Source organism: Roseateles oligotrophus, assembly GCF_014204525.1.
Classification (GTDB): Bacteria; Pseudomonadota; Gammaproteobacteria; order Burkholderiales; family Burkholderiaceae_C; genus Paucibacter_A; species Paucibacter_A oligotrophus_A.
In genome coordinates this window covers 1-11,846 of record NZ_JACHLP010000014.1, presented here as the reverse complement: position 1 = coordinate 11,846, position 11,846 = coordinate 1, and the positions used below count along the sequence as shown (strand labels likewise).

Annotated in this window: 10 protein-coding genes; 5 read left to right on the top strand and 5 right to left on the bottom strand. The window is 65.8% G+C overall.

Going from position 1 to position 11,846, the window contains the following annotated elements:
- Window positions 1-57: 57 nt before the first annotated feature.
- Window positions 58-1,023, bottom strand: coding sequence for an XrtB/PEP-CTERM-associated transcriptional regulator EpsA (gene epsA, locus HNP55_RS22995; RefSeq protein ID WP_184304610.1), 966 nt, complete (start codon window positions 1,021-1,023; stop codon window positions 58-60).
- A 272-nt stretch (window positions 1,024-1,295) separates the two neighbouring features.
- Between epsA and HNP55_RS22990 the strand changes: the two genes are divergently transcribed.
- From HNP55_RS22990 to HNP55_RS22975, 4 genes are all read left to right on the top strand, one after another.
- The gene (locus HNP55_RS22990; protein ID WP_184304608.1) at window positions 1,296-2,879 is read left to right on the top strand and encodes a S8 family serine peptidase; all 1,584 of its coding nucleotides are present in this window, start codon (window positions 1,296-1,298) and stop codon (window positions 2,877-2,879) included.
- Between the two features lie 371 nt (window positions 2,880-3,250).
- On the top strand, window positions 3,251-5,581 hold the full coding sequence (locus tag HNP55_RS22985; RefSeq protein WP_184304606.1) for a TonB-dependent receptor plug domain-containing protein: 2,331 nt from the start codon (window positions 3,251-3,253) through the stop codon (window positions 5,579-5,581).
- Between the two features lie 109 nt (window positions 5,582-5,690).
- On the top strand, window positions 5,691-6,713 hold the full coding sequence (gene adhP / locus HNP55_RS22980) for an alcohol dehydrogenase AdhP (RefSeq protein WP_184304604.1): 1,023 nt from the start codon (window positions 5,691-5,693) through the stop codon (window positions 6,711-6,713).
- Window positions 6,714-6,787: 74 nt separating this feature from the next.
- Entirely contained in the window at window positions 6,788-7,189 is a 402-nt protein-coding gene (locus HNP55_RS22975) for a hypothetical protein (protein WP_184304602.1), read from the top strand.
- Window positions 7,190-7,576: 387 nt separating this feature from the next.
- Here HNP55_RS22975 and HNP55_RS22970 read toward each other — a convergent pair whose 3' ends face one another.
- The 4 genes from HNP55_RS22970 to gstA form a co-directional block, all read right to left on the bottom strand.
- Window positions 7,577-8,662 carry an MBL fold metallo-hydrolase gene (locus HNP55_RS22970; RefSeq protein ID WP_221439753.1) on the bottom strand — a complete coding sequence of 362 codons (1,086 nt, stop codon included), beginning with the start codon at window positions 8,660-8,662 and terminating at the stop codon, window positions 7,577-7,579.
- A 98-nt stretch (window positions 8,663-8,760) separates the two neighbouring features.
- Window positions 8,761-9,144 (bottom strand): nuclear transport factor 2 family protein, encoded by a 384-nt coding sequence (locus HNP55_RS22965; RefSeq protein ID WP_184304600.1) that lies wholly within the window; start codon window positions 9,142-9,144, stop codon window positions 8,761-8,763.
- Entirely contained in the window at window positions 9,141-9,362 is a 222-nt protein-coding gene (locus HNP55_RS22960; RefSeq protein WP_184304598.1) for a tautomerase family protein, read from the bottom strand. Before HNP55_RS22960 ends, HNP55_RS22965 begins: the two co-directional genes overlap by 4 nt.
- Window positions 9,363-9,372: 10 nt before the next feature.
- Window positions 9,373-9,993, bottom strand: coding sequence for a glutathione transferase GstA (gene gstA / locus HNP55_RS22955; RefSeq protein ID WP_184304596.1), 621 nt, complete (start codon window positions 9,991-9,993; stop codon window positions 9,373-9,375).
- Between the two features lie 104 nt (window positions 9,994-10,097).
- Here gstA and HNP55_RS22950 point away from each other — a divergent pair, with 104 nt between their 5' ends.
- The gene (locus HNP55_RS22950) at window positions 10,098-11,048 is read left to right on the top strand and encodes a LysR family transcriptional regulator (protein ID WP_184304594.1); all 951 of its coding nucleotides are present in this window, start codon (window positions 10,098-10,100) and stop codon (window positions 11,046-11,048) included.
- The last annotated feature ends 798 nt before the right edge of the window (window positions 11,049-11,846 follow it).

Here is an 11,846-nt window from a genome sequence, read left to right as displayed (position 1 = left end):
TCTCACATGCCATGCCGGCAGGCATGAGCCGAACGGGCCATGCGGCCACGATCAATTTCAGACCTGTTCCTGCCCGCTGCCGGCCGGGCCCAGCAAGCTCATGGACATGGCGCGGGCCACGGCCTGGGCTCGATTGGCCGCACCCAGCTTGCGCAGAATCTTCTGCACATGGTTCTTGACCGTCAGGGCACTGATGCTCAGCTGCTCACCAATCTGCTGATTGCTCATGCCTTCGCGCAACCAGCAAAGAATCTCGCGCTCGCGCTCGGTGATGCCGCTGCTGGGCGGACGGCGCAGCAGGACCGAGCGCGGCGCTTCATTCAACTCGCGCTCGGTGGCCTGGACCCGCAGCCAGGTACCGTGCAGATAAGGCATCAGCAGTTCCATCATCATGCGCTGCTGACCGCTGCTGCCCCGGCCGCTGCTGGCGAAGACGAAAAAGCTCTCGATCTCGCTGGGCCGCTGCGGGCGTGAGACCCCGTGCACCAGCAGCTCGCCAAAACCCGCCTCGGTCAAGGCCGGGCAAACGGGCGCCAGGGCCAGGCCGGCCAGGCTGTCGACCCGCAGCAGCAGCGGCTTGCAGCGCTGATCGATCCAGCGCCCCTGCAGCTGCAGCATCAAGGCGCTGCGCGCGTCGCCCAGACACTCCAGCAGGCTGGCGGGCAGGCTCACGCTATTGAAGACCTCGAATTCCAGCTCGCGGCGCTGCCGCTGGTAGGCACCGCAAACAGCCAGCTGATGCGGCAACAAGGCCTGCAGATTGCTCTGCGTCCAGACAAAGAACTGATAACGGCGCCGTACCTCCAGCGAGGCCTCAACCGCCCTGACCAGGGCTTCCATCTGCTCGCTGCCGATAGCACCCGGCTCGCTTGCGCCCCCCGCATCGCCCGGCTTGCCCATGGCAGCGCCTTCCAGCACCTGGTGCAGCAATCGCTCGTGCAGGGGCGGCGCGGCCGGCACATCACGGACAAAGGCATCTGCCGCGCACTCGCTACCCTGCTGCCCTGACCTCAGTTCTTGCATCAATGGCCTACCTGTTTTTTTTACTGCCGCGCATGCGGCTTGCGGGTGTGCTGGCCTGCCTGGGTTTGCAGGCCTCTGGCGAGCGATGCGCTCGCCAAACGCGTAAAGCACGCTGACACGGCGCGCAGCTTAGGCGGGGCTTGTGACGGGTGTTTGACCCGCGGCCAGCGCGATGATCCGTTCGGCCCATGACCCCACAGATGCAGGAGCTGCGGGCCGAATTGGCGGGGCGTTGTCACGCCGGCTTCATCGATGCTGAATAGCCTGCCCGCATGAAACCGCTCAACACCGCCTCATCGCCCTCCTTCACACGGCCCGCCCTCATCGCCACGCTCAGCACCCTGGGCCTGCTGAGCCCGGCCGGGGCCGCTACCCCGAACGACAGCCTCTACGCCAGCAAGCAATGGTGGTTGGGGGCTTGGGACGCCGGCAGCAGCGCCGGCGTGGCCAACTTCCCCAAGGCCTGGGATCTGGGCAAGGGCGCCCCGGTCTCTGGCGCGCCACCGGTGATCGCCGTGCTGGACTCGGGCGTACGCGACCACCCCGATCTGCGCGCCAATCTGCTGCTGCCCGGCTATAACTTCATCAGCAAGCGCGAGTACGCCAATAACGGCGGTGTCGGCCGCAGCAACGACCCCACCGACACCGGCGACGCCCTGAGCCAGGCCGAGAAAGACGCCAATCTGGCGCTGTGGGACGGCTGCCCCGTGCAGACCACCAACAGCTGGCACGGCACGCTGGTGGCGGGCCAGCTGGGCGCGCTGAGCAATAACGGCAAGGGCGTGGCCGGCATCAACTGGCACGCGCAGATCCTGCCGCTGCGGGTGTCCGGCAAATGCGGCGCTGCCGTGCAGGATATGGTGGACGGCATGCGCTGGGCCGCCGGCCTGCCCGTGGCGGGCGTGCCGCTCAACACCCACCCGGCCCGCATCGTGGTGATCGGCTATGCCGGCGCGGCCTCCTGCGATCTGGCCGACCCCAACCCGGACATCGCCGCCGCCGCCAAGCTCTATCTGGACGCCATCGCCGAGCTGCGCAACAAGGGCGTCTTGATCGTCGCGGCCGCCGGCAACACGCGCGGCGCGGTCGGCCGCCCGGCCAATTGCGCCGGCGTGCTGGGCGTGACGGCGGTCAACCGCCAGGGCTTCAAAGCCACTTATGCCAGCTTCGGCAAACAGATCGCCCTGGCCACCACCGGCGGCGACGCCAACTACAAACGCAGCTGCGACGACATCGCCGGCATTCCCGACGACGGCGTCTTCAGCACCAGCGGCCCGGGCGCCACGCCCTCGCCCACCGGCGAAGACTATGCCGCCGGCACCGGCACCAGCTTTGCCGCCCCCCAGGTGGCCGGCCTGGCCTCGCTGATGTGGGCCGCCAATCCCGCCCTGAGCCTGGCCCAGGTGGAGGCCGGCCTGAAGATCAGCGCCCGCCCCCATGTGGCCGCCGCGGCCCTGGGCCAATGCAGTGCCGCGAACAGCAATCGCTGCTCCTGCAGCAGCGAAACCTGCGGCAGCGGCCTGCTGGACGCCGAAGAAGCCATGCGTTATGCCATCAACCCGGCAGGCTATGTGGCGCCCACGCGCAGCCCGCAGGCATTGAGCAGCAGCGCCCTGGAGCAATGCGGCATCAAGCAAGGCACCCTGCCCCCCGAGCCCACACCAACGCCGACGCCGACTCCGACGCCAACACCCACACCAAGCCCGACGCCCGCACCTGCCCCGGCCCCCAGCTCGGGCGGCGGGGGCGGTGCGGCCGCCCCCTTCTGGGTCCTGGGGGTGGCGCTGGCCGCGGCCCTGCTGCGCCGTGGCGAGGACCGGCGCCGGCGCTCCTGGCCATTTGACGACGATCAATAAGAGGGAAAGTTCCCCGCTTTTTGTCAAAGCACCGTCATAAACCGCATGCACAATGCATGCATTCGAGGCGACAAACCGGCTGCAGATTGGGCAGAGAACTGGAACCCGTCACCAGCGCCAAGAAACCGTCTCCTGCAAAGGTGTCCGGAAGTCAAAAGGGCCACAGCCGTTGGGTAGTGGCCCTTTGCTTTTGTGCCGACGCTTTGTCAGGACGTGTTGGCGGCAGGTAAAGAAAAATGAAACCGGGACCTGAACGAGGGCGGCGGCCCGGTGTGGCCCGCTTTCCATGCGATGCTTCGGCCTCCCCAAAACGTCAACGAGCGCAGCTGTACGCCGGTCGCTCATTCGCCAGTGCGTTGAACGCCGTCGCCATGTCCCCGCAGAGAAACACCCTCCCCCCCGCCTCGCCCCGCTCGATCTCCCGGCACTGCTGGCTGGCGCTCAGCCTGAGCCTGCTGCCCGCCGCCCACAGCTTTGGCCAGGGCCAGACCGAAGCAAAGCCCGAACAAGCAGCTGCCAAGCCCGCCGCCAAGCCCGAACAGCTGGACCGGGTGGAGGTGGAGGGCCGGGCCTCGGACGAAGCCCAACGCCGAGCTTCCACGGCATCGAAAATCATCATCGGCCGGGAAGAGATCGAGCGTTTCGGCGACAGCACGGTGGGCGAGGTGCTCAAGCGCCTGCCCGGCGTCACCACCGGCGGCCGCCCGGGCCGCGGCGGCGACATCCGCATGCGCGGCATGGGCAATGGCTATACCCAGATCCTGGTCAATGGCGAGCGCATGCCGCCCGGCTTCTCGCTGGACCAATTGCCACCCGACCAGGTCGAGCGCATCGAGGTGCTGCGCGCGCCCACGGCCGAATACGGCGCCCGCGCCGTGGCCGGCACCATCAATGTGGTGCTGCGCGAGGCCTTGCAAAGGCGCTTGAATGACTGGCGCTTCGGCCTCGGCGAAGAGCGCGGCCTCTGGAGCTCCAGCCTGGGCTGGACCCGCAACGACAAGCTCGACGATCAGGGCGGCGCCTACAACCTGACGCTCAACGCGCAGCAGATGAAGCACCGCGACGAGCAGAACAGCAGCGCCCTCACCCACAACCGCCTGAGCGGCGCCGACAGCCTGCTGACGACCCAGGGCCAGAGCGAGGACGAACGCCGCAGCCTGAACCTGAACCTGCGCCTGCAGTGGAAGCTGGCCGGCGGCGACAGCCTGAGCATCCAGCCCTTTCTGAACGCCAACAAAAGCCAGAGCAGCAATGTCTTCAGCCAGACCCGCACACCCGCTTTCGGCCAGCCCGACGCCTCGGGCGCACCCAAGCCCCTGAACCCCTTTGAGCAGGCCCGCATCGCCGGCGACAGCCGCTTCGAGATGCTGCGCGTCAACACGCAGTGGACCCACCGCATCGACGACAGCCGGCTGGAAACCCGCGCCGGCCTGGGCCTGGGCCGCTCGGACAGCCACAGCCTGCGGCAGGAGTTTGCCGCCGCCTCAAGCACGCCGCTGCGCACGCAGGACGACAAGAGCAATGGCCAGGACCGCTCCTGGAGCCTGAACAGCAAGTACTCGCAGCAGTTCGAGAACGAGCACAGCCTGCTGGTCGGCCTGGAGGGCGAGGGCACGCAGCGCGACCAGACCCGGACCTGCCTGCAGAACGGCCAGGCCTGCCCGGGCCTGCTGGAATTTGGCGACGATCTCTCGGCCGCCACCCAGCGCTTCGCCCTCTACGCCCAGGACGAATGGAGCGTGGGCAAGCAATGGTCCTTCTACGCCGGCCTGCGCGGCGAGACCATCGCCACCCGCAGCTCGGCCGCCAACTACCGAGTCAGCAACCGCTCCAGCGTCTGGACCCCGCTGCTGCATGCCGTTTGGAAGTTCGACGAGAAAAGCCGCGACCAGATCCGCGCCAGCCTGACCCGCAGCTACCGCAGCCCGCAGCTGCAGGACCTGATCGCCCGGCCCGCCATCAACTCGCAATACCCCTGCCCGGACGGCCAGCCCTGCGGCGAGAACGCGGTCAACTACGCCGACCGCATGGGCAACCCCAATCTCAAACCCGAGCTGGCCACCGGCATCGATGTGGCCTACGAGCGCTATCTGAGCAAGGGAGGCATTCTCAGCGCCAGCCTGTTCTACCGCCGCATCAGCGATTTGATTCGCACCGACCCGCGCCTGGAGACGGTCAGCTGGGCCAGCGTGCCGCGCTGGGTCAGCAGCCCGCGCAATATCGGCAAGGCCGGCACCATGGGCCTGGAGCTGGAAGCCAAGTTCCGCTTGGACGAGTTCCTGCCCGAGGCCTGGCCGGTCTCGCTGCGCAGCAATCTGAGCCTGTTCCGCTCCTCGGTGGAGGGCATCCCCGGCCCCAATAACCGCCTGGATCAGCAGCCCCGCGCCACCGCCAATCTGGGGGCCGACTACCGGCTGCGCAGCCTGCCCCTGAGTCTGGGCGCGGGCCTGAACTGGACGCCCGCCGTCACCATCCAGCAGTCCGTGCTGAGCGAGGCCCACAACTCCCGCAAAGTGGTGCTGGACGCCTTTGCGCTCTGGAGCATCAACCCGATCGCCCAGCTGCGCCTGTCGGCCAGCAATCTGGATCCGCTGAACTACAGCAACGGCAATATCACCACCACGCCCGAACAGATCATCACGACGGACAGCGGCGGCCGCAGCTATACCAGCTGGCAACTGCGCTTGGAACTCAAGATCTAAGCCTGTACCGGGGCTCGCGGCCTGTTTGATCCAGAACAAGGCGCAGCCGGCGGCAAGCCACATACTGGCCCCGGGCGGTAATTGCCCGGCCGGTCAAGAAAGGTTTGCCATGGTTCAGAAGATGAAAGCCGCCGTCGTCCACGAGTTCGGCGCGCCGCTGCAGATCGAGGAAGTCGATGTGCCCGAAGTGCCTGACGGCCAGGTGCTGGTCAAGGTAGTCGCCTCGGGCGTCTGCCACACCGATCTGCATGCGGCCAACGGCGACTGGCCGGTCAAGCCCGCCCTGCCCTTCATCCCCGGCCACGAGGGCGTGGGCTTTGTGGCGGCGCTGGGCCGCGGCGTCAAGCATCTGAAGGAAGGCGACCGCGTCGGCGTGCCCTGGCTGCACAGCGCCTGCGGCCATTGCGAGCATTGCATCACCGGCTGGGAAACCCTGTGCGGCGAGCAGCAGATGACGGGCTACACCGTCAACGGCGGCTATGCCGAATATGTGCTGGCCGACCCCGGCTATGTGGGCCGCCTGCCCGATGCCCTGGCCTTCGACCCCGCCGCGCCCCTGCTGTGCGCCGGCGTCACGGTCTACAAAGGCCTCAAGGTGCTGGACTGCAAGCCCGGCGACTGGGTCGCCATCTCGGGCATAGGCGGCCTGGGTCATATGGCCGTGCAGTACGCTCAGGCCATGGGTTATCACGTCATCGCCGTGGACATCGCCGATGACAAGCTGGCGCTGGCGCGCGAGCTGGGCGCCGAGCTCTGCATCAACGCGCTGACGCAAGACCCGGTGCTTGAGGTACAGAAACATCTGCGCGGCGCCCATGGCGTGCTGGTCACGGCGGTGTCCAACAGCGCCTTCAAGCAGGGCGTGGGCATGTTGCACAAGCGCGGCACCATGTCCCTGGTCGGCCTGCCGCCGGGCGACTTTGCCCTGCCCATCTTCGACGTCGTGCTCAATGCCAAGACCATACGCGGCTCCATCGTCGGCACCCGCAAGGACCTGGAAGAAGCCCTGGCCTTCGCCGCCGATGGCAAGATCCGCACCCACTACCGCAGCGACAGGCTGGAATCCATCAACACCATCTTCGAGCAGATGAAGCAGGGCCGGATCGATGGCCGGGTGGTGATGGCCATCTAGGGCCTGACGATCCCAACGCGCCGCTACACTGCGACGGTCTTCCCAGGGCTGCCGCCGAACCGCTGCATTCAAAAATGCGATTTGCTTTGCTTCTACCAGCCATGCTCGCTGTGAGTGTCGGCACCACACTTGCAGGCACGATGCCCTGTGACAGGGCAAGCCTTTATGCCAGCCTCAAAGACGCTGAGGAGTCGGTTGCGCCGCCCAAGCTGAAGCGGGTGCAAGGTGCTTGGATTGCCCGGCTCGGGCTGCTTGACTCGCCGCTTGCCATGGACGGCTTCAAGTACGACGCCCTTGTCGATTCTTCTACCGGGCGAGCATGGCTGGTCCAATTTGCTGGCATTGCCGGGAGCGTGCGGTGGTTCGGGCCGGTACGAATTTCAACGGAGTCGCTGCTGGAGTGCCCCGAGGTCAAGTCAGCCAAGCTGTTGTCTGAACGCGCGGCTGCAAGAGCAGCATCGGCGGCTGCGCAATAAGGCGCTGCCCATCGGAGGCGTACATCCCGGCAACTTGGCTGCCCTGCAATTCGACCCGCATTCGCTCAAAAAATTGCGCCAGCAATTGCCCTCGGTGATCGTGCCTCCCCCGTCCTTCAGACACAGGTCCACGGCTCGGTAAGCAGCGTCCGCCGACGTCCGAACGACACGCCGTAGGCCACCGGCCGGGCCAGCAGCACCGGATCATCCGAGGGCCAGTTGCACATAGAAGGCAAAGCTTACCGGCCCCTTGCTCAGACGCTCGCGCAACTCATCTTCGAGAAAGTCGTCGGGCAATCGCCCCACCTGCTCCTCGCGCCAGGGGCTGGAGCGCCGCTGCCGCGAGCAGAACGTGGAGGCAATAGGGTTCGAGGTTTTTCATCATCGTCAGTCCAGCCGCAGGCTTTGCTCCATCGTGAAACATTGATCCCAGATATAGACGTCGAAGGCCGCCAGGCGCGGGGCCCACTTCGGCGTCAGCGTGTTCACGCACTGCGCAGCGACGCGATCGATGTAGTGATCGAACACGGCCCAGGGGTTGCTCTTGTCGCGCGGGTCCATGCCTTCGGCCAGCGGCGTCGTCTGCAGCGCTTTGCCCGCCGCGGCCTTCAGGTCCAGCAGGAACTCGTGCTGTGCCAGGACATCGGCCTTGCTGCCTACCCGCGCCACATGGCCCGAGACCAGCCAGTCAAAGTCCAGCGACTTGATCCGCTCGACCTGTGCGAAATAGCCCGGCACATCTTGCGCCAGCGCAAGGCGGCGCCAGGGCATCCAGCCGGGGAAGATCAGGTCGACCACCATCAAGGTGCGCTGCTCGGGAGCGTGGATGAAGATATTGCCCGGTTCGTGGCCATTGCCATGATAGGAAAGCTGTAGTCGCTGTCCGCCGACCTCCAAGATGTGTTTGTCACGGAAGGTCAGCGTGGGCAGCGGGCGCTTGGGGTCTTTGGCACGGGCGAGGATGGCCTTCGTCTCCTCGTGCGCGACGATCACCGGCTTCTTCGCCAGATTGGCGACGAAGTCGCCCGCCGCGCCGATATGGTCGATGTGCGCGTGGCTGTAGACGATGTGCGTGACCGGCTTGTCGGTCACCTCGCGGATCGCCTGCGGCAGGAAGGCGGCCAGCGGCGGCGGCACGTCGGCCAGGATCACACCTCGGTCGTGCACCAAGAACATCGCCTGATAGACGTTCTCGGTGACCATGTACAGGCCACGGCCGAGTTGCTGCAGGCGGTAGCCCTTGGCGGCATCGATCGCCGGGCCCTTGGCGGCCTCTGGAATGTCCATGTACTTGCCGGTGCGCGCGCCAATGGTAGCGATCTCGGGCATGCCGTGGTAGCCCTCGCCAGCGGCGCAGCCGGGCGCCTTGCACGTGTCGTGTGCGAAAGCACTGGTGCTGCAGGTCACGAGCAGGGCCGCGGCGACGCTGCTAGCCACGGCGGCGGCTGAAGCCCAGCGCGGCACCGTGGGCATCGTGAGGAGGTGTGTGTCAGTTGTAGATGTCATGGTGAAACCTTTGGAGTCAGTTGCCAGCGCTCTTCGAATCGATGAGGCTTGGCAAACAGTTCATGTCACTCATGGATTTCGTAGTGAAAAACCTTGGAGATGACCTGCCAGCGCCCATCGACCTGGATGAGCGTCAGCAGATCGATGAAGTGCTTGGGCGGGATCGAGCACTGCAGGCGCGCGTGGGCAGTGACCGGGCCGATGAGCTCGATCGACAGCACGCGATCGGTGCGCGGCTGGCCGCTGGCCGCGGGTGCCGGGCGCGCATCGACGACCGGGAAGTACTCGTCCATGCGCCAAACAATGGGTTTGTCGCCCACCGCCGTGGCGTACAGCGCCTGCGGATGGAAGACCCGGGCCAGGCGCTGGGTGTCGCTGTGGTACAGCCCGTCGAAATACAGCTGGAGCACCGCGTGGATGGCGACGAAGTCGGCGGCAGCCCCGGTCATGGCGCCACCGCCGCTTTCTGCGCCCGCTCGCGCAACACCGTGACCGTCTCGCCGGCGATCCCCCAGTTGTCGGTCTCGACCTCCTCGATCACGACAAAAGTGGTCGCGGGATTCTTGTCGAGCACCTGCTCCAGCAGGTCCGTAACGCCGCGCATGAGCTGCGCCTTCTGCTCGCGCGTCGCACCTTCGCGCGTGATCTGAATCTGCACATAAGGCATGCTTGACTCCTCAGTTGCTCAGACCTTCTGCCTGCATCGACGCCTGCACCGCAGGCCGCTTCGAAACACGCGCCATGAAGGCGCCGATGTGCTCGAGGTCCGTGAGATCGATCTGCACGTAGGGCGCCCAACGCAGCACGGTGAACAGGTAGGCATCCGCCGCCGTAAAGGTCTCGCCCGTCAGGAAACTCTTGCCGGCGAGTTGCCCGTCGAGCCAGACCAGCTTCTTGCGCAACACCACGGCAAGCGCCCTCTTGGCCACGGCATCCACATCGCCATGGAATAGCGGCGTGAACGATTTGTGGATCTCGGAAGCGATGTAGTTCTGCCACTCCATCACGCGGTAGCGCGCCGGGCTGCCCGCTGCGGGCATCAGCGCGCGTGCGTCGGCATGGTCGGCGATGTACTGCGCGATCACCGGACCTTCGGACAGGCGCGTGCCATCGGCCAACTCGATCACCGGCACCTGGCCCTTGGAGTTGATGGCGTAGAAGTCGCGGCCATCGGCGGTGAGGTGCTTGGCGGTATCGACCTTCTCGAGCGTGAAAGAGCTGCCGCTTTCGCGCAGCAGGATGTGCGGGGCGAGCGAGCAAGCGCCGGGAGCGTAGTAGAGCTTGAAAGAGGTTTGCATCGAAGGACTCCTTGTGTCCGGGTTGTGATGCAATCACTGTATTGGCGATGCAATCGACAATAAATTGGATTGCACTCAATTGACCAATTACAGGGAGATCAACAATGAGTCGCCAGTTCGACGATCTGCGCCTGGGCAGCATCGAGTTGTTTTGCCTCACGGCGCAGCACCAGGGATTCACCGCCGCGGCCAAGGCGGCGGGGCTGACAGCCGCAGCGGTCAGCCGCTCGGTCGCTCGGCTCGAAGAGCGCTTGGGCGTGCGCCTCTTGATGCGAACGACGCGCCAGGTTCGACTGACCGAGGTGGGGCAGCGCTACTTCGATCAATGCCGCCAGGCGCTGGGCCAGTTGAGTGAAGCCGAGCGCGAGGCCTCCGGCCAGCAATTGAAGCCCTCGGGCCTGGTACGCATGAGCCTGCCCACCTCCTACGGTCACTACCGCGTGCTGCCGCTCTTGCCCGCCTTCAGCCGCAAATACCCCGAGATCGAAGTCGAGGTCCAACTCTCCAACCGCAATGTGGACTTTACCGACGAAGGCTTCGACCTCGCCGTGCGTGGCCGTGTGCAGCCCGACTCTGGGCTGGTGGCGCGCAAGCTCGAAGACGCCCCACTGCTGATCGCTGCGGCGCCGGCTTACCTCAAGAGCCACCGCGCGCCACGCACGCCGGACGATCTGGTGCGGCATGAATGCATTCAGTTCGTCTTGCCGAGCAACGGGCAGATCGTGCCCTGGCTGCTGCGCAACGGCGAGCGCCTCGTCGAGTGGCCGACGCAGGGCAAGCTGCGCTGCGCCGAAGACATCCTCGGCCCGATCAGCCTGGCACGCGCCGGCGCGGGTCTGGTGCAAACTTACCGCTTCCTGGTCGAGGACGATCTGCGCGAGGGCCGGCTGGTCGAGGTACTGGCCGATTACGCCGGCGCGTCGCGGCCGTTCTCCCTTCTCTACCCCGGCAAGCGCCATATGCCCTTGCGGGTGCGGGCATTGATCGATTTCCTGCTGGCCTCCCTGGGGCCGCGGCCCCAAGGCCCCCAATTGCCCAGCCGCCACGCGCCCTGACCTGTCCATCAAGACAGGTCTTGGCGCAAGGTGGATCCCGGCTTCGGGCGCCCCATTCGTCGACCGCAAGGCCTGCTCTGCCAAGCAAAGACTCCACGGCGAGGACAAACCAGCGAGCGCTGAGGCAGCCACTGGCGGCCTGTATCACGAACAAGGACACTCGCGCCCCAAAAGACAGAGCCACACATGCGACTTGCGTGTAGAGGGTGAATTGAACGAAGCGGAGATCAGCGCAACACCAATCGCCCCTAAAGCAGTTCATCGGCCGCCGATCAACCTCGAGAGTTGCGCCGCCCACAATGAACTCATTCGCAGAAAGATCATGATGACGATTGCCCCAGGCTTGCGGCATGCCATTCAGCGGACTTCGGCTCTAACGCCGCAGGTAGGCATACAGCAGCCACGCCTGGACCAGGGCCGCATGTCGGTGCTGCTGTAGTTTTCCTCGAGCGCAGGGCCAAAAGTGCATCGCTTCGGCCCTATAAAGTCAATGCAGCGCGAGACGGGGCTGCATTGCAGGGGGAAGGGCGCGCCGACCATCCTGGTGTCAGTTAACGCGCGTTGGAGGTCTGCCGCGAGAAGCGCGAATACATGCCAGGTTGCTTCACCATGGGGCCTCATGTACGAGGCAAGTAAACCTGCACCCAGTGTGCCGCCCGCTGACGCAAGCTGCGATGCTGGCCGAGATCTTCGGCAAGCGGGCCTGTCCGAATTTCCGTGTGTGAGGCTCATTGAACCTTCACTGATTTCGTGAAGCTGGCTGGGGATCTTACGGGCTCGATTTCGTGAATCGGTCTT

Bases quoted from the DNA above. Each gene is read 5' to 3' on its own strand.
- epsA (WP_184304610.1), bottom strand. From the start codon at position 1,023: ATGCAAGAACTGAGGTCAGGGCAGCAGGGTAGCGAGTGCGCGGCAGAT.
- HNP55_RS22990 (WP_184304608.1), top strand. From the start codon at position 1,296: ATGAAACCGCTCAACACCGCCTCATCGCCCTCCTTCACACGGCCCGCC.
- HNP55_RS22985 (WP_184304606.1), top strand. From the start codon at position 3,251: ATGTCCCCGCAGAGAAACACCCTCCCCCCCGCCTCGCCCCGCTCGATC.
- adhP (WP_184304604.1), top strand. From the start codon at position 5,691: ATGGTTCAGAAGATGAAAGCCGCCGTCGTCCACGAGTTCGGCGCGCCG.
- HNP55_RS22975 (WP_184304602.1), top strand. From the start codon at position 6,788: ATGCGATTTGCTTTGCTTCTACCAGCCATGCTCGCTGTGAGTGTCGGC.
- HNP55_RS22970 (WP_221439753.1), bottom strand. From the start codon at position 8,662: ATGCCCACGGTGCCGCGCTGGGCTTCAGCCGCCGCCGTGGCTAGCAGC.
- HNP55_RS22965 (WP_184304600.1), bottom strand. From the start codon at position 9,144: ATGACCGGGGCTGCCGCCGACTTCGTCGCCATCCACGCGGTGCTCCAG.
- HNP55_RS22960 (WP_184304598.1), bottom strand. From the start codon at position 9,362: ATGCCTTATGTGCAGATTCAGATCACGCGCGAAGGTGCGACGCGCGAG.
- gstA (WP_184304596.1), bottom strand. From the start codon at position 9,993: ATGCAAACCTCTTTCAAGCTCTACTACGCTCCCGGCGCTTGCTCGCTC.
- HNP55_RS22950 (WP_184304594.1), top strand. From the start codon at position 10,098: ATGAGTCGCCAGTTCGACGATCTGCGCCTGGGCAGCATCGAGTTGTTT.